Origin of the sequence: Mycolicibacterium sphagni (assembly GCF_002250655.1) — a bacterium.
In the GTDB taxonomy this organism is placed as follows: Bacteria; Actinomycetota; Actinomycetes; order Mycobacteriales; family Mycobacteriaceae; genus Mycobacterium; species Mycobacterium sphagni.
In genome coordinates this window covers 147,296-163,632 of record NZ_NOZR01000009.1, presented here as the reverse complement: position 1 = coordinate 163,632, position 16,337 = coordinate 147,296, and the positions used below count along the sequence as shown (strand labels likewise).

The 16,337-nt window shown below is 65.1% G+C and carries 17 protein-coding genes; 14 read left to right on the top strand and 3 right to left on the bottom strand.

Annotation, left to right across the window (positions count from 1 at the left end):
• Window positions 1–136: 136 nt before the first annotated feature.
• The 4 genes from CG716_RS13080 (at window position 137) to CG716_RS13065 (ending at window position 3,390) form a co-directional block, all read left to right on the top strand.
• On the top strand, window positions 137–1,591 hold the full coding sequence (locus CG716_RS13080; protein ID WP_094480126.1) for an aldehyde dehydrogenase family protein: 1,455 nt from the start codon (window positions 137–139) through the stop codon (window positions 1,589–1,591).
• 20 nt (window positions 1,592–1,611) lie between these two features.
• Window positions 1,612–2,025 carry an aldehyde dehydrogenase family protein gene (locus CG716_RS31330; protein ID WP_094480124.1) on the top strand — a complete coding sequence of 138 codons (414 nt, stop codon included), beginning with the start codon at window positions 1,612–1,614 and terminating at the stop codon, window positions 2,023–2,025.
• The gene (locus CG716_RS13070; protein ID WP_094480122.1) at window positions 1,913–2,515 is read left to right on the top strand and encodes a TetR/AcrR family transcriptional regulator; all 603 of its coding nucleotides are present in this window, start codon (window positions 1,913–1,915) and stop codon (window positions 2,513–2,515) included. Before CG716_RS31330 ends, CG716_RS13070 begins: the two co-directional genes overlap by 113 nt.
• 92 nt (window positions 2,516–2,607) lie before the next feature.
• Complete coding sequence (locus tag CG716_RS13065) at window positions 2,608–3,390, top strand: bestrophin-like domain (protein WP_094480120.1); 783 nt, start codon at window positions 2,608–2,610, stop codon at window positions 3,388–3,390.
• Here CG716_RS13065 and CG716_RS13060 read toward each other — a convergent pair.
• Window positions 3,380–3,988 (bottom strand): TetR/AcrR family transcriptional regulator, encoded by a 609-nt coding sequence (locus CG716_RS13060; protein ID WP_094480118.1) that lies wholly within the window; start codon window positions 3,986–3,988, stop codon window positions 3,380–3,382. The genes CG716_RS13065 and CG716_RS13060 overlap by 11 nt on opposite strands.
• Before the next feature lie 184 nt (window positions 3,989–4,172).
• Here CG716_RS13060 and CG716_RS13055 point away from each other — a divergent pair, with 184 nt between their 5' ends.
• Complete coding sequence (locus CG716_RS13055) at window positions 4,173–5,393, top strand: cytochrome P450 (RefSeq protein ID WP_094480117.1); 1,221 nt, start codon at window positions 4,173–4,175, stop codon at window positions 5,391–5,393.
• A 5-nt stretch (window positions 5,394–5,398) separates the two neighbouring features.
• Here the strand turns inward: CG716_RS13055 and CG716_RS31105 are convergent, their stop codons facing one another.
• Complete coding sequence (locus tag CG716_RS31105) at window positions 5,399–5,524, bottom strand: hypothetical protein (RefSeq protein ID WP_264005328.1); 126 nt, start codon at window positions 5,522–5,524, stop codon at window positions 5,399–5,401.
• A 40-nt stretch (window positions 5,525–5,564) separates the two neighbouring features.
• Window positions 5,565–6,125: a hypothetical protein gene (locus CG716_RS13050; protein WP_094480268.1), complete on the bottom strand. Its 561-nt coding sequence runs from the start codon at window positions 6,123–6,125 to the stop codon at window positions 5,565–5,567.
• 192 nt (window positions 6,126–6,317) lie between these two features.
• Between CG716_RS13050 and CG716_RS13045 the strand changes: the two genes are divergently transcribed.
• The 9 genes from CG716_RS13045 (at window position 6,318) to CG716_RS13005 (ending at window position 15,959) form a co-directional block, all read left to right on the top strand.
• Complete coding sequence (locus CG716_RS13045; RefSeq protein WP_165774133.1) at window positions 6,318–7,553, top strand: histidine phosphatase family protein; 1,236 nt, start codon at window positions 6,318–6,320, stop codon at window positions 7,551–7,553.
• 160 nt (window positions 7,554–7,713) lie between these two features.
• Window positions 7,714–8,223 carry a methyltransferase family protein gene (locus CG716_RS13040; RefSeq protein WP_207760667.1) on the top strand — a complete coding sequence of 170 codons (510 nt, stop codon included), beginning with the start codon at window positions 7,714–7,716 and terminating at the stop codon, window positions 8,221–8,223.
• A 16-nt stretch (window positions 8,224–8,239) separates the two neighbouring features.
• Window positions 8,240–10,474 (top strand): MMPL family transporter, encoded by a 2,235-nt coding sequence (locus tag CG716_RS13035; protein ID WP_094480113.1) that lies wholly within the window; start codon window positions 8,240–8,242, stop codon window positions 10,472–10,474.
• Window positions 10,475–10,550: 76 nt separating this feature from the next.
• Window positions 10,551–11,609, top strand: coding sequence for a type III polyketide synthase (locus CG716_RS13030; RefSeq protein WP_094480267.1), 1,059 nt, complete (start codon window positions 10,551–10,553; stop codon window positions 11,607–11,609).
• On the top strand, window positions 11,609–12,118 hold the full coding sequence (locus tag CG716_RS13025; protein ID WP_094480111.1) for an isoprenylcysteine carboxyl methyltransferase family protein: 510 nt from the start codon (window positions 11,609–11,611) through the stop codon (window positions 12,116–12,118). The genes CG716_RS13030 and CG716_RS13025 overlap by 1 nt, the downstream gene beginning before the upstream one ends.
• On the top strand, window positions 12,115–13,131 hold the full coding sequence (locus CG716_RS13020) for an NAD(P)/FAD-dependent oxidoreductase (protein ID WP_094480109.1): 1,017 nt from the start codon (window positions 12,115–12,117) through the stop codon (window positions 13,129–13,131). Before CG716_RS13025 ends, CG716_RS13020 begins: the two co-directional genes overlap by 4 nt.
• A gap of 20 nt (window positions 13,132–13,151) precedes the next feature.
• Window positions 13,152–14,006, top strand: coding sequence for an SDR family NAD(P)-dependent oxidoreductase (locus CG716_RS13015; RefSeq protein WP_094480107.1), 855 nt, complete (start codon window positions 13,152–13,154; stop codon window positions 14,004–14,006).
• A 122-nt stretch (window positions 14,007–14,128) separates the two neighbouring features.
• Complete coding sequence (locus tag CG716_RS13010) at window positions 14,129–15,136, top strand: acetyltransferase Pat (protein ID WP_420093192.1); 1,008 nt, start codon at window positions 14,129–14,131, stop codon at window positions 15,134–15,136.
• Between the two features lies 1 nt (window position 15,137).
• Window positions 15,138–15,959: a shikimate 5-dehydrogenase gene (locus CG716_RS13005; RefSeq protein WP_094480105.1), complete on the top strand. Its 822-nt coding sequence runs from the start codon at window positions 15,138–15,140 to the stop codon at window positions 15,957–15,959.
• The last annotated feature ends 378 nt before the right edge of the window (window positions 15,960–16,337 follow it).

Here is a 16,337-nt window from a genome sequence, read left to right as displayed (position 1 = left end):
AGAGATGACCGCGGGTGCGGAGCTATCAGTTTGTTGTCGCCGTAGATGCGTCTATTGACTGGTCACAGGCCTAAATGCTAAGCAGTTGCACAGCATTCGCGAGATGGTTCGACGCCCCGACAAGATGAGGTCAACGATGACGCTGCAGGCCATATTGGACGACATTCGAAGCCGGCCAGGCGACGGCGACATCATTCCCATCGTCGACCCGGTGACCGAGGAGCAGATCGGCGAGTTCACCGACTGCGGAGAGAAAGCCGTCAACGAGGCGGTTGCCCGGGCCAAGTCGTCGTTCGAATCCGGTGTCTGGTCTGAGCTGCCGGGCCGTGAGCGAGCCAAGGTCATGTGGCGTATCGCCGACCTGATCGACGAGCATGCGGCGGAGTTCGCGGCGATCGACTCTGCCAACACCGGGATGATGAAGCTGCAGTCGGAGATGGTGGTCCCCACCTGTGCCGAGTTCTTCCGCTACTACGCCGGTTGGTGTTCCAAGATCAACGGCACCTCTTACGACGTGAAGACCACCGGCATCGCCGCCGACAGTTACGTCGACCTGCACGCCTACACGCTCAAGGAACCCTACGGCGTCGTCGGCCTGATCTTTCCGTGGAATGGGCCTATCTTCAACGCCTGCGCCAAGATCGCCCCCGCGCTGGCGGCAGGCTGCAGTAGCCTCGTGAAACCCGCTGAGGAGACACCACTTTCGGCGGTTTTGCTGGACCGGTTGATCCACGAGGCCGGGGTGCCCGAGGGTGTGGTCAACCTTCTTACCGGCTATGGGCACACCGCCGGCGCGGCGATCAGCGCCCACCCGGAAGTCGAGAAGGTCGCCTTCACCGGGTCGACCGAGGTCGGGAAAATGATCGTGCAGGCTTCGGCAGGCAACCTCAAGAAGGTGATGCTGGAGCTCGGCGGCAAGTCGCCCGTGCTGATCTTCGATGACGCCGATCTGGACAAGGCCATCTTCGGCGCCGCAATGGGTATCTTCGTGCACTCCGGGCAGGGCTGCGTCTGCGGTTCGCGGATCTTCGTGCAGCGCGGCGTCTACGACCAGGTGGTCGAGGGCATCGCCGGGGTCGCCAACTTCATGAAATACGGCGGCCCTGACGAAGAGGGCGTCATGAGCGGCCCGCTGATCAGCGCCAAACAGCTCGACCGCGTGCTGGGATTCATCGACGAGGGTAAGCGCGACGGGGTCGAGGTCGTCACCGGCGGGTACCGGCTCGACCGCAAGGGCTACTTCGTGCACCCGACCGTGCTCACCAACGTCGACCCCAGCATGCGGCTCTACCAGCAGGAGATCTTCGGGCCGGTCGTGTCGATCATCCCGTTCGACAGCGAAGACGAAGCCATCGCGATGGCTAACGACACCACCTACGGGCTCGCGGGCACGGTGTGGACCACCAACATCAGCCGGGGCCACCGGCTCGTGAAGCGTCTGCAGGCGGGCAGCGTGCAGATCAACTGTCAGCTGATCTTCGACCACGATGTGCCTTTCGGCGGTTACAAGCAGTCCGGTTGGGGCCATGAGTTCGGCAAGGAAGGCCTGGAGGGCTACTTGAAGACCAAAACGGTTTGGGCCCAGCTGTAATCGAAAAGGGCGGCATCCAAATGACTGACACCATCGAGGTCTTCAATCCGTCCACCGAGGAGCTGATCGCCGAGGTCGTCGACGCCGACAAGGCCGCCGTCGACGCCGCGGTGGCCCGCGCCCGCGAGACGTTCGAGTCAGGTTTCTGGCGCAAGCTCCCCGCCGCGAATGACACGGAATACGGCCTGGCCGGAGCCATCTGGACCGAGCGCCTTGGCCGCGCTCACCGCATGGCCAATGAGCTTCGCGCAGGACAGGTTTTGGGTGAAACTGCTGAAGTCATTCACCATCGGAGCTGCCAGGAAGCGATATCGTTGCCGCATGTCAGTGGTGGGCAAGCCGTCGGCCCGCGAGGCCAAGCGGCTGCAGACCCGGGAACGCCTGATGGGTGCGGCCATCGCCGAATTCAAGCGGTCCGGTATCGCCGCAGCTGATGTCGGCGTCATTGTCGCCGCGGCCGGTGTCGCGCACGGCACATTCTTCTTTCATTTCCCCACGAAGGAACACGTGCTGCTGGAGCTGGAGCGCCGTGAAGAAGACCGCATCGCCAAGCAAGTCGGCCGCCACGTGGCCGATTCCGAACACGACATCGCCTCGACACTCAACGAGGCCGTCCGCCTCGTGATGGGCCTGGAGCGGCGGCTCGGAGCTGTTCTTTTCAAAGACTTTCTGGCACTGCACTTCTCGCAGACGCGGCCCGCGGACGAGAGCAACGAGCATCCGGTCATCGTTGCCGTCGCCGGGGAAATCGAGCGTGCCCAGCAGCGCGGCGAGGTGGATCCCGCGGTGGTTCCGATCAACAGCGCGGTGTTCTTCCTGCTCGGCCTGTACGCGCTGCTGACAACCACGCACGACTGGCCGGCCCAGAGCGCGATGATCGATGACTACGTGATCAGGACCCTGCGCAGTATCGAATCCCGCTAGTTTCAAACGTTGGCCGGCCGCAGTCCATCCGGACATGGGTCCACGGTCGATCTCGCACCCCGGATGCCCGGAAACCCATAAAGTGGTCGCTGATGAGTGCATGGATAGTGAGCAACATCCCAGCAGCGCTGCTTCTCCTCGGGCTGATCGTCGTCGTCGCCGGGGCAGCGATGTTGCTCGTCAAATGGGTCCGGCACCAGTTCCCCGCATTGACCCGAGACGAACACAATGACGTCACCAAGTTCACGTACAGTTTCATCGGCTTCATCTACGCCTTCTTCATCGGATTCATCGTCTCGTCGATGTGGGGGCAGATCAACTCTGCCGATGCCAACGCCAGGGACGAAGGCGCAGCCGCAGTCGAAATGGCAAGGGATCTAGGTGTTTTCGCTAAGACCGACGGCGACCGCATCCGGGCGAGCCTGCTCGGCTACGAGAAAGCTGTAATCGCGGAATGGGACAGCGGAACCGGGACACGGTCACCTGAGGCCGACACTGCGCTGACGCAGCTATCGGCGGCCTACCATCAGATCACGGCGACTACCGACAGTCAGAAGGCGCTCCTTTCGACGTCATATGCCAACCTGGACAAGATAAGTCAGGCGCGTACGGTGCGCCTGCTGACAGCGCGGGAAGACACTGGGCCGCCATGGCCATTGTGGGCGGTCATTTTTCTGACCAGCGCCATGGTGCTGGGCACCGTCGTCATCTACGGGGTCGAGAAGCCGGGTATGCACTACCCCATGGTGGCGATCGTCGGCGTGATCGTCGCGACCAATCTGTTTCTCATCCTCGAGCTGTCCCACCCGTTCATTGGGGGCATATCCACTACGAATGACCCGCTGTACGAGGCTGTTTCGATCCTCAATCGGTAGACGTGCGCGGCGCCGGCGCGGTGGTCTGCTTCGTCGTGTCGGCGCCGGCGGTCGCGTCGAAGGCGGGTGCCACGAAGCGTTCCAGAGCCTTGCGCTCGTCGCGGACATTCGCGATCGGGGAGTGGGCCAGCGACACGACGACACGCACGATCCATTGCGCTGCTTGCGGATCGTCATCGGTGATGCCGGTGAGCTCTGCGGCGAGATGGGCGAGCACGGGAGAGGCATGCAATTCCCGCACATCCGGCGAATTGCCCGCGGCGAACATCATTCGTCGCAGCGGATCCGAGCGAATCTGCTGGAGTGCCACGGTGATCGCGGTGATCACTCGTTCCGAGCCACTGAGCCCGGCGACGGCTCGGCGGACCTTGTCGGTGATTCCAGTTGCGAGGCGCACCAATACGGCGTCGCGAATCTGCGCCTTGCCCCCGGCATGGCGATAGATGGTCGCACGCGAGCAGTGCACCTTTGCCGCCAACGTGTCGATGTCGAAGGCGTCCAGGCCCTCGCGTAAGACGAGCTCGGCCGCTGCTGCGTAGATACGATCGGCCGCCGCCGCGCGCCGGTCGCCACCGACCACCCAATCGTCGCGAACCATGGATCTCTCCCTGCGTCACTATCGCCAAATGTTCTCAAATATGAGACACAGATACTCGTAAATGTCTACATCTCCGCAGCTGACGTGGCACCGCTGAGACTTATGGAGCACCTAGTGGGAAAAGCGGTTCGCGACTTTTCCGACCGCGATTGACGCAGCGCGGGCGGCGGCTCAGCGTAGGGACATGACATCGGCGGATACCGGCCTCGGGCTGGCGCTGTTCGACGATCGCTACATCCAGGATCCGCACGAGCTGTACACGGCGATGCATCGGGCCGGTCACGTCCACCCCATCGGGGAGTCGAGCTTCTATGCCGTGAGCAGTTGGGCGGCCGTCGCCGAGGCGGTCGCACGGTGCGAAGACTTCTCGTCGAACTTGACGGCCACGATGATCTATCAACCGCCCCGCACAGTGTCGGCCTTCGAGGTGGGCGAGCTCGGCGGGGAAATCCAGGCGTTGGCGACCGCCGACGAGCCCGCACACTCGGTGCACCGAAAACTCCTGCTGCCGCAGCTGGCCGCAAAGCGCATCCGCGCCTTCGAACCATATATCTCCGATGCCGCAGCGGGCTTGTGGGAGGCAAGTGCCACAGACGTCGGGATCGAATGGATGAGCGCGATGGCCAACCGGCTGCCGATGATGATTGTCGGCCGGATCATCGGCGTCCCCGACGCCGATGTCGACGCCCTCATCGGTTGGGGTTACGCCGCGACCCAAATGGTCGAAGGTCTGGTGACGCAAGCCCAAATGGAATCGGCCGGTGCTGCTGTGCTCGAACTCAGCGCCTACATCACCGAGCAGTTCGCTCGGGCGAGCACCGAACCACGCGACAACCTGCTGGGGGATCTGGCCGTGGCATGTTCGACCGGGGGGTTGAGCGCAGTGGCTGCCCAGGCCATGATGATCACGCTCTTCAGTGCCGGAGGTGAATCGACGGCGTCGTTGATCGGTTCTGCCGCTTACGTTCTCGCGAAGCAGCCGAACGTCGCCGAGCAGATTCGAGACCGCCCCGATCTACTCGGGCCGTTTCTTGAAGAAGTACTCCGCTATGAGCCGCCGTTCCGGGGCCACTACCGTCACGTCGTCAACGACACCGAGCTGTTCGGTACCGAACTCGAAGCGGGTTCCCGTCTGCTCCTCCTGTGGGGAGCGGCCAATCGCGACCCGGCCCACTTCGACGATCCCGCGGAGTTCCGGCTCGACAGGCCGGCAGGCAAGGGGCACATCAGTTTCGGAAAGGGCGCGCACTACTGCATCGGCGCGGCGCTGGCACGGTTGGAGGCTCAGATCGTCATCGGGCAGCTGCTCGAACGCACATCGACGATCGAGGTCGCCGAACTCGGCAGATGGCTGCCGAGTCTTCTTGTGCGACGCCTCGAGCGGCTTCGGCTCACCTTCACTTGAGCCGGCTAGCCGCCTACGCCAGCGCGCACCATTCGCTCGATGTCCGCTTCGGACTTGGCCATCAGGTGGCTGAACAGGATCGCGCAGTCGCTGCAGGACGTCGACACCGACAGATCGCTCAGCTGGCCCAATTCAGACCAGAAGAGCCAATTTTGGGGACGCGCGGGCGTGTCAGTGGCTGCTGCCGCCACCCACCTCGGCGGCCATCGGTGGCGGTAGCGGGGTGGTCGACGTCGGGGTCGTGCTGGTCGGGGTAGCCGACGTCGTCGGTGCAGACGATGAAGTCGAGGTCGACGATGACGAGCTCGAAGTCGTCGAGGTCTGCGACTGCGACGTCTGGGGACCGTGGAAATCCACCCACGACTCTGTGCGAACCACGCTGCCTGCGGAGCTCACCACCAAGGAACTCGAGCTGACTGTGTAGGTGATGCCGTTGTTGGCGGCGGCATAGGAGCCGTTGCCTGAGCTGGACGCGGACAGAATCAGCTTCGCGCCATCGGTGACCCGCACGCCGCGGTATTCGTATCCGCCGGACGTCTTGCAGATCGCTACCCGGGAACTGTCGGTGCTACCGAACAGCACCGCGGCGGACGGGCAGCGCGCAGTCGAGTCGACATATCCCTGTGAGTCGAAGGCGGGGGCGGCGCCGGCGTGTGGCAGAGCAGTCAGGAGCAACGCGGAGCATGCCGCGGCCGCCGCAATGCCTGCGGCGCGGATCAGGTGAGAGGGCATCGCTTTCCACGACACCACGGCAATGCGCCGCTGGCGAGTGTCGATACCGAGAAATTACGAAGTCGTTAGGTTGCTGACATACCCCAGCCTGGGGGTTTGTAGACAGATTTGCGATTGTGTACTGTGACCGATCGCACAGCCGCTAGTGTCTGTGCGTTGTAGCACCGACGGGGGATCTGGATGGAGTTTGGGATGCGAGATCACACAGGCGCTCGGCGCCTGACACTGAAGGCGATCACGACTGTCTTTGCGGCCGTGGCGCTGTTCCTGACGTCGGCGCTGCCGGCCTGGGCGGCCGATTCGATCACCCTCACCTGGGTGCGGCACGGCGAGTCCTACGGCAACATCGCTGGTGCCGGGATCGACACGTCGGTCCCCGGACCCCAACTCACCGCGCTCGGTGAGCAGCAGGCCGAGGCCATCGCCCAGCAGCTCAAAGATGGTGGCTACGACAGCATCTACACCTCGAACATGATTCGCACCCAAGAGACCGCGGCGCCGCTGGAAGCACTTCTGCCGAACCTCCCGGTGTACGAGGAAGCCGGTATCCACGAGATCAGCGCGGGCATCTTCGAAGGATCCCCCATCGACAGCGGACTCGGCCGCATCGCCTACTTCCTGATCCCGGTGGCTTGGACGCTCGGCCTGCGCAGCCTGCCAATCCCCGGCGGCGAGAACGGCAACGGGTTCGAGGCCCGGGTCAACGGCGTGATCAACGATGTGATCGCCAACGGTGATACCAATCCGCTGCTGTTCTCCCACGGCGCCACGATCATGATCTGGACGATGATGAACGTCAAGAATCCCGACATTTTGCTGATGCTCACCCACACGCTGGGCAACACCGCCGTCGTGGTGGTGACCGGCAATCCGGAGGACGGCTGGACGCTGGTCAGCTGGGACGGCGTCCAGGTCAGCCAGACCCCGTCGCTCGGCACCAAGCTGTTCGTCAACGTGCGTGATTTGGTGGTGGCACCGCAGACCGCGGTCTACAACGTGGTGCAGGCCCTCAAGTCTCGCGATTTCAGCCAGGTTGTAGCCGCAGTCCGCGACGGTGTCGTCATGGTCGCCAAGGCCGGCGTCGCCTTTGTCAAGAACACGGTGACCGATATCGCCCAGGCGATCCGTGGCGCGCTGCCGGGCGGCGCGGCAGCCACTTCCACGTCCGTTGCGGCCAAGACGAAGTCGACGTCTGCGGCAGCGACAACGCAAGCGACGGAGGAAACCTCGAACGGCGCAACGGATCTGGGCGACGGCAACAAGGTCGAGCCGGGTAAAGCCGGCGCCGGCTCGACCCGCCGCGACAGCTCGGCTCAGGCGACGTCAGACGACACCAGCCAGAGCGCGTCAACCGACAAGGCAGACGGGGGAGCCAAGAAGGGAACCGGTTCCAGCCGACGGGCCGGCACGCACAAAGCTGCTGCCTGACGCGCGGGTCCCCTTCCGCTCCGTGCGGGAGGGGACCCTTGTGTTCAGCCCAGATACCGCGACTCGAGGACCCGGTCGGGCACCAGATTCTGGTATTCCATGTGGCTACGGTGTTCCATCGTCTCCCAGCCGATGCCCTGCTACCGTCGCGTCGCTTCAGGTGTTCGCGCTTTTCGCGTTATGGTCCCCGTCCGGCACGATCTGGTGGCAGGCCCACGGCCCGGCGCTGGTCGTCCTCGACGTGCTGTATGCGTGCGCCTGGCTGCTGCTCGGCAAGGCCATGTACGACGCCGGCCTGTCGGTCCAGATCGGCACGCTGGGCTGGATCGCACTGTTGCGTGGCCGGCGCCCGGTGTATCCGAGCATGCCGACCACTGGTCTTTTCCGATTGGTTCGGCAGCCGATCTATGTCGCCTTCACCCTGACGGTCTGGACGGTGCCGACGTGGACGCCCGACCAGCTGGTGGTCGCCCTCATTTTCACCGCATATTGCCTGGTGGGTCCACTTTTCAAGGAGGCGCGGTTCCGCCGCGTGTTCGGCGCCGTCTTCATTGCGTATGCGCGCAGCGTGCCCTATTGGCTACCGTTGCCGGGTAGGGCGCGAAGCCGTTCGGGGAGGCGTAGTGAACCTCCTGCTGGTCCTGTACGTATCAGCAGAAGGCAGGGCTGAACCAAAGGACGAACCATTGCTGCGAGCGATCGCCCGGCTAGCCATTGCCGCGCCGCGCCAGGTGGTCGCGGTAGCGATCCTCGTTATCGTGGCGATCGGCATCTTCGGCGTACCCGTCGCCAAGCATCTGTCTCCCAGCGGCTTCGCCGACCCGAACTCGCAATCGTCCCGCGCCAGCGACCTGCTGACCGAGAAGTTCGGGCAGGGCGACGTCCCCTTCCTGGTGGTCGTGACCTCCGATCGATTCGACAGCCCGGCCACGCGCGCGGTCGCGCTCGATGTCATCGACCAGCTCAAGCGGTCCGGCCATGTCACCGGGATCAGCTCACCCTGGACATCTCCGCCGCAGGCGGCGGACGCGCTGGTCAGCCGCGACGAGAAGTCGGGCCTGATCTCGGCCGGAATCACCGGTGACGAAGCCAGTCAGCAGACCTACGCCAGAGATCTGTCCAACCAGATCAGTCGCGACCGCGACGGCATCGTCGTGCGCACCGGCGGCACTGCGATGGTCAATCTGCAGGTGACTCAGCAATCCCAGCATGACCTGCTGCTGATGGAGTCCATTGCGATCCCGCTGAGTTTCCTGGTTCTGGTGTGGGTGTTCGGTGGCGTCTTCGCCGCCGCACTGCCGGTCGCCGTCGGGCTGATGGCGATCCTCGGTGCCTTGGCTGTCCTGCGGGTGACGACTTTCTTCACCGATGTCTCGATCTTCGCGCTGAATCTCACCACCGCAATGGGGCTGGCGCTAGCCATCGACTACACCCTGCTGATGATCAGCCGCTATCGCGACGAACTGGCCGAGGGGCACGACCGCGACGAGGCGCTGATGCGGACCATGGTCTCCGCGGGCCGCACCGTGCTGTTCTCCGGCACCACGGTCGCGTTGTCGATGGGCGTCATGGTGCTGTTCCCGATGCACTTCCTGAAATCGTTCGCCTACGCGGGTGTGGCCACCGTGGCATTCGCCGCGCTGGCCGCGATCGTGATCACGCCCGCCGCGATCAGCATGCTCGGCGATCGACTCGACGCGCTCGACGTGCGCCGTCTACTTCGCCGCATGCTCGGCCGGGCAGAACCCACCCCGCGGCCCGTCGAAGAGCAATTCTGGTACCGCTCAACGCGATTCGTAATGAAGCGCGCGGTGCCGATCGGCCTGGCCGGGGTGGTTTTGCTGGTGATTCTGGGTCTGCCCTTTCTCAGTGTGCGTCCCGGATTCCCCGACGACCGCGTGCTACCCACGTCGGCGTCGGCGCACCAGGTGGGCGACCAGTTGCGCAGCGACTTCACCAACGATTCCGAAACCGCGATCCCCATCGTGATCCCGGATGCGAATGGGCTGTCCGACGCTCAGATCGCCCGATACGCCGCGGACTTGTCACGAGTCCCCGATGTGACGGCAGTGTCCGCGCCGGTGGGCGCTTACGTGCGTGGAAATCCGGTGGGGGTGCCGACGGCGGCGACCGGGCTGGCGTCGGGCAGTGCGCTGCTCACCGTGGAATGCGCCGCGCCTCTGTTCTCCGACCGTTCGGCAACCCAACTCGACCGGCTGCACGACGTGAGTACGCCCGGCAACCGGACGGTCGAGTTCACCGGTATGGCCCAAACCAACCGGGACAGCGTCGACGCCATCACCTCGAGGCTTCCCGTGGTGCTGGGGTTGATCGCGGCGATCATGGTGGTGCTGCTGTTCCTGCTGACGGGAAGCCTGGTGTTGCCTCTCAAGGCGCTTGTGCTCAATGTTCTCTCGCTGACGGCGGCGTTCGGCGCCATGGTGTGGATCTTCCAGGACGGCCATCTCGATGCGCTCGGCACGACGTCGACCGGGACCCTGGTAGCCAATATTCCGGTCCTGTTGTTCTGTATCGCTTTCGGACTGTCGATGGACTACGAGGTGTTCCTGGTGTCCAGGATCCGGGAATTTTGGCTCGCATCGCCTCAGGGTGGCGTCGCGGACAACGACGAGAGCGTCGCTCTCGGCGTGGCTCACACCGGCCGCGTGATCACCGCTGCTGCCCTGATCATGGCAATCTCGTTCGCGGCGTTGACAGCCGCTCACGTGTCGTTCATGCGGATGTTCGGACTCGGCCTGGCGCTGGCTGTGCTGGCCGACGCGACACTGGTGCGGCTCGTCCTGGTACCGGCGTTTATGCACGTCATGGGTCGGTGGAACTGGTGGGCGCCCAAGCCGCTGGTGTGGATGCACCAACGGGTTGGCATACGCGAAGCCGGCCCGGCCAGGCATACTGGATGACGTGTCAAACGAGGGCTCACAGGCAAACACTGGTGAACCAGCCGCGAAGGATCTTCGTATCCAAGACATGCGTCCGATCAGTGTCATTGCCGGTGTGCGCGGTGAATTGCCCCCGCACCGCTTCAGCCAAGCCGAGATCACCGAAGCGTTCCTCACCATTGGTGGGTACGGCGAGTACGAGGAGATCCTGCGCAGTCTGCACCGCAGCGCCAAGGTCGACAATCGTCACTTCGTGATGCCGTTGGACGAATACCCGGCGCTGAAAGACTTCGGCCAAGCCAACGATCTGTTCATCGAGCACGCTGTCGAGCTGGGGTCTGCTGCTATCGCCGGTGCGCTCGACGAAGCCGGCCTGCGTCCCGAAGATGTAGACCTGGTGATCTCGACGACCGTGACGGGTGTCGCTGCTCCGTCCCTGGAGGCCCGTATCGCCGGTCGCCTGGGGATGCGGCCCGACGTGCGGCGGGTGCCGATGTTCGGGCTGGGCTGCGTCGCAGGCGCGGCGGGTGTGGCCCGGTTGCACGACTACCTGCGCGGGGACCCAGACGGCGTCGCGGTGCTGGTGTCCGTGGAGCTGTGCTCGATGACCTACACGGCGAATAAGCCCACAATGCCCGGACTGGTCGGCAGCGCCCTGTTCGCAGATGGGGCCGGAGCCGTCGTTGCGGTCGGTGAGCGACGGGCCAAGAAGATCAACGCCAGCGGCCCCGACATCATCGACTCACGCAGCCATCTGTATCCAGATTCGTTGCGCACCATGGGCTGGGACGTTGGCGCGTCCGGGTTGGAGCTGGTTCTGTCCGCCGACCTGCCCGACGTGATCGAGCGCTACCTGCCCGCCGACGTCACGGAATTCCTTGGCGCACACGGCCTGAGCATCGACGATATCGGCACCTGGGTCTGCCACCCGGGCGGCCCGAAGATCATCGAAGCCATCGTCGGCAGCCTCGAACTGCCTGAGGAGGCACTCGAGCTGACCTGGCGATCACTGGCCGATATCGGCAACATCTCCTCGTCTTCGGTGCTGCACGTGCTGCGCGACACCATTGCCAAGCATCCGGCAGCGGGCCCCAGCGTGATGATGGCCATGGGTCCCGGGTTCTGCTCGGAACTGGTGCTTCTGCGCTGGCACTGATGACTTGGTATGTATTGCTCGTTGCGGCGGTCGCGCTGGAGCGCGTCGCTGAACTGATCGTCGCCCGGCGCAATCTCGCCTGGAGCCGATCGCAGGGCGGTGTCGAGTTCGGCGCCAGCCACTATCCGATCATGGTGGTCCTGCACACGGGGCTGCTTGTGGGCGCCCTGGTGGAGGTGATCGGGCTCCACCGGCCGTTCCTGCCTGCACTCGGCTGGCCGATGTTCGCGATAGTGGTTGCCGCCCAAGGCTTGCGGTGGTGGTGCATCACCACCCTCGGGCAGCAGTGGAACACCCGGGTCGTGGTCATTCCCGGCGCGCAGCGGGTCGGCGGCGGACCCTACCGGTACTTCAGCCACCCCAACTACGTCGCGGTCATCGCCGAGGGCGTCGCGCTGCCCCTGGTGCACACCGGCTGGATCACCGCACTGGTCTTCACAATTCTCAACGCGGCCCTGTTACGGACCCGCATCCGCACCGAAAACGCCGCTCTGGCAAGCCTGTCGTGATCGATCTCCTGGTCGCGGGCGGCGGGCCGGCCGGGCTGGTCACGGCATTGCACGCCGCGCGCGCGGGAATGGCGGTGACCGTGGTCGAGCGGCGTCACCCGCCGATCGACAAGGCCTGCGGCGAGGGAATGATGCCCTACACCGTGCGGCAACTGGACGAACTCGGAATCACGTTGCCCGGCAAGCTGTTTCGGGGTATCACCTATTTCGATTCACAACGCCGCGTCGACGCCCCGTTTCGTGCCGGCCCCGGCCGTGGCGTGCGCCGCACAGCGTTGCACAGTGCCTTGGTGGAAGCGGCCGGCGCCGCTGGCGTCGAATTGGTCACCGCCCATGTCGGATCGATCAGTCAGGATGCGGATTCGGTGCTATGTGCGGGATTTCGTGCGCGCTATCTGGCCGCCGCAGACGGGCTGCACTCACCGATCCGGCGATCCCTTGGCCTGGCTCGTCCGAGTCGCGGGTCGCGCCGGTGGGGACTGCGACGCCATGTCCGAATCGCGCCGTGGAGCGACCGGGTCGAGGTGTACTGGGGTGACGGGGCGGAGGCCTACGTCACGCCGGTCGCCGACGACTGCGTCGGCATCGCGATCCTGACTGCGCGCCAGGGTTCGTTCGAGAGCCGGCTGGCCGAGTTCGGCGAGTTGAGCGACCGCGTGAACGGCCACCCGCACGGGCCCGAGCGGGCCGCGGGACCGTTGCGCCAGCGGGTGGCCGGCCGCACCGCGGGCCGCATCATGCTGGTGGGCGATGCCGCGGGGTACGTCGATGCGTTGACCGGAGAAGGTCTCGGCCTTGCGTTCGGCGGCGCGGAGTTGTTGGTGAATTGCGTTCTGGCGGACCGGCCCGCGGATTACGACCGGCAATGGCGACAGATGACCCGGCGCTATCGGCTGTTGACCGCGGGCCTGCTGCACGCCGTCGAGTTCGGCCCGACGCGGTCGCGGGTGGTGCCCGCGGCGGCAGCGTTGCCGTCTGCGTTCACCAGGATTGTGAACCTGCTCGCTTACTGACCGGCGTAGGCTGCGCCGCTATGAGCAACGGCCCCCGCGATATTGCGGAGATCGCGGACTGGAATCGCCTGTTGGATGGCCGCGTTGCGGTGGTGACCGGGGGTGGGGACGGCATCGGCGGCGCGATCGCGAGGCTGTTCGCCGCGCATGGCGCCGCAGTCGAGGTCGCCGAGATCGACCCTGCCCGCGCCGAACGGATCAGCCGTGACATCTCGGCGGCCGGCGGTGTGATCCGCAGCCACGTCGTCGATGTCACCGTCGACGACGATGTCGCCCGGCTGGCCGATGCGGTGCTGGCCGAGCACGGCCGGGTGGATGTGTTGGTCAACAACGTCGGGGATTACCGGCCGATGGTGGCCTTCGACGAGTCGACGCCCCAGAGCTGGCAGCGGATGTACGACATCAATCTGCGCCACGTGTTCGCAGTTACCCGGGCATTTGTCTGCGCCATGATCAAGGCAGGAACCGGCAGCATCGTCAATATCCACTCCGTGGAAGGCATGCGAGGCTTCCCTCGTGATCCGGTGTACGGCGCGATGAAAGCCGCTGTCGCACACTTCACGACGTGTCTGGCGGTCGACCTAGGCCGGCACGGCATCCGGGTCAACGGCATCGGCACAGATCTCACCCAGACCCCGCAGGTGGACTATCTCACCGGTTACGAGGACGTCGACCACCTGTGGGAATCCTGGGCGCCGGTCGGCCGAGTCGGCTGGCCGGAGGACCAGGCCAGGGTCGCGTTGTTCCTGGCATCGGAGGCTTCTGGGTTCGTCACCGGGCAGAACATCCCGGTCGACGGTGGAACGAAAGCCGGTGGTGGCTGGCTGTTTTCACCGCGCGCCGGCCGCTTCGTGAATCGGTCGAAGCACCTGTAGCGCAGCACCCGGCGGATATGGCGAATCGGTCCGGGCGGTTCTCGCCCATCGGTAACCTCGAAGTCGATGACAACGGAGGTCGCATGACGGCGGACGGCGGCGAGAGCGGCCTGGCGTCGGCACTGGGCGCGACACCTGAGTTGATCACCGTGCGCACCGAGGGCTTGGCGCGCATGGAGGTGTTCGACGGGTGTCCGCCTGAATTGTTGCGTCCGCTGGCCGCCCATCTGCAGCCATTGCAGGCGCCGGTCGGCCAGATGCTGACCCGCCAGGGTGAGCGGGCGGTGTCGTTCCTGCTCATCCAATCCGGCCGGGCCGAGGTCCGCCACATCGGCGACGAGGGCGAGGTCGTCCTCGGCGAGGTCTGCGGCGGGATGATCGTCGGCGAGATCGCACTGTTGCGCGACAAGCCCCGCACGGCCACGGTCACGGTCACCGAACCCTTGACGGCGTACATCGGTGACCACGCGGCTTTCGAGATCCTGGCGGATCTGCCCGGTATGAGCGAGCGGATGGTTCGCACTGCCCGGCAGCGGCTGGCAGCCTTCGTCACCCCGATCCCGGTGGTGCTCAAGGACGGCACGGAGTTGATGTTGCGGCCGGCGCTGCCCGGTGACAGCGAACGTACCTCGAATGGTCCCATCGAGTTCTCCAGCGAGACGCTCTACCGGCGGTTCATGACGATGCGTGCGCCCAGCATGACGCTGATGAACTATCTGTTCCAGGTCGACTACGTCAACCACTTCGTCTGGGTGCTCGTGGACGGCGTGGACGGCCCGGTCGTCGCCGACGTGCGCTTCGTCCGTGACGAGTCGGATCCGTCGCTCGCCGAGATCGCGTTCATCGTCGGTGACGCCTACCAGGGCCGCGGCATCGGCAACTTCATGATGGACGCGCTGATCGTCGCCGCCCAGGTCGGGGGAGTGAAGCGGTTCTCGGGCCGAGTGCTGTCCGACAATGTGCCGATGCGGACGATCCTCGACCGTTTCGGTGCTCACTGGGAGCGAGAGGAGCCCGGAGTTGTGATAACCGAGTTCGACGTACCGAAAGCCGATGCGCTGCTTATCGATCCGGCATTGGCCGCCGAGATCCGGGCAAGCGTGCGGCAAACGCTGCGGGCGATCGGCTGAGATGGCCAGGCCCGCGCTCAACAAGGACACCCGGCTGTGCATCTCGCTGGCCTCCCGACCGAGCAACATAGGCACCCGCTTCCACAACTATCTCTACGAGCAGCTCGGCCTGGATTTCATCTACAAAGCCTTCACCACAACGGATATCGCCGCCGCGATCGGCGGTGTGCGAGCGCTGGGCATTCGAGGGTGCTCGGTGTCGATGCCGTTCAAGCAGGACGCGCTGGCACTGGTGGATCATGTCGAGAAGTCGGCGCGTGCGATCAACGCGGTCAACACGATCGTCAACGACGAGGGCGTGCTGACCGCGGCCAACACCGATTACACGGCCGTGCAGCGGCTGATCGCCGAGCACGGGTTGGACCCGCATGCGGCGGTGCTGATCCGCGGCAGCGGCGGGATGGCCAGCGCAGTGGCAACGGCGTTCCGGGACAGCGGTTTCCATGAGGGCACGATCGTGGCGAGAAACGCCGACAGCGGGCTGGAGCTGGCAGAGCGCCTGGGCTACGAATGGCGCAGTGAGGTGGGGGAACTGCGGACGCCGGTGATCGTCAACGTGACACCCATCGGCATGGCCGGCGGGCCGCAGGAACATGAACCCGCCTACGGCGACGATGTGATCGCTGCTGCGCAAACGGTTTTCGATGTCGTCGCGGTGCCGTCGGAGACGCCGCTGATCGTCGCGGCCCGCTCGGCGGGGAAGCGGGTCATCACGGGCGCGGAAGTGATCGCTCTTCAGGCGGCTGAACAGTTCGAGCGCTACACCGGGGTGCGGCCGAGTGCCGAGCAGGTCGCCGAGGCGTCGGCGTATTCCCGCGCTTAGTGTCCCACGAGCCGTTCTCCGGTGGTGGTAGTCGTTGACGCCGCCGCGCAGTATGGGTAGTCGGGGTGGACTCGCAGGGGTAGCCGGGGCGCGGTCGGCCAGCGCGTGGACGGCGCGGCGAATCTGCCGGTCGGACACTCCGATCCGCTCCGCCAGTGCGGCACTGTCAGCGCCGACTTCTCTTCTGCGGCAAGCTCATCGACGATGCGCTGCTAGGTCTTGCCCCTGTCCGTGGTCGGGCTAAACGTACTCCACGGTGACATGGCAAGGTCGGCTACCCGTCGATGTCGATGCTCGGCATCGACATAGACGGCTGCTAGCCCGAGGCGACGTGGGCCAAGTGGTACGCCAGGGATTGGGCTAGCTGCCCGTTTCGGC

Excerpts from the sequence above, each read along its gene's own strand:
- CG716_RS13080 (WP_094480126.1), top strand. The coding sequence starts at position 137 with ATGACGCTGCAGGCCATATTGGACGACATTCGAAGCCGGCCAGGCGAC.
- CG716_RS31330 (WP_094480124.1), top strand. The coding sequence starts at position 1,612 with ATGACTGACACCATCGAGGTCTTCAATCCGTCCACCGAGGAGCTGATC.
- CG716_RS13070 (WP_094480122.1), top strand. The coding sequence starts at position 1,913 with ATGTCAGTGGTGGGCAAGCCGTCGGCCCGCGAGGCCAAGCGGCTGCAG.
- CG716_RS13065 (WP_094480120.1), top strand. The coding sequence starts at position 2,608 with ATGAGTGCATGGATAGTGAGCAACATCCCAGCAGCGCTGCTTCTCCTC.
- CG716_RS13060 (WP_094480118.1), bottom strand. The coding sequence starts at position 3,988 with ATGGTTCGCGACGATTGGGTGGTCGGTGGCGACCGGCGCGCGGCGGCG.
- CG716_RS13055 (WP_094480117.1), top strand. The coding sequence starts at position 4,173 with ATGACATCGGCGGATACCGGCCTCGGGCTGGCGCTGTTCGACGATCGC.
- CG716_RS13050 (WP_094480268.1), bottom strand. The coding sequence starts at position 6,125 with ATGCCCTCTCACCTGATCCGCGCCGCAGGCATTGCGGCGGCCGCGGCA.
- CG716_RS13045 (WP_165774133.1), top strand. The coding sequence starts at position 6,318 with ATGCGAGATCACACAGGCGCTCGGCGCCTGACACTGAAGGCGATCACG.
- CG716_RS13025 (WP_094480111.1), top strand. The coding sequence starts at position 11,609 with ATGACTTGGTATGTATTGCTCGTTGCGGCGGTCGCGCTGGAGCGCGTC.
- CG716_RS13015 (WP_094480107.1), top strand. The coding sequence starts at position 13,152 with ATGAGCAACGGCCCCCGCGATATTGCGGAGATCGCGGACTGGAATCGC.
- CG716_RS13005 (WP_094480105.1), top strand. The coding sequence starts at position 15,138 with ATGGCCAGGCCCGCGCTCAACAAGGACACCCGGCTGTGCATCTCGCTG.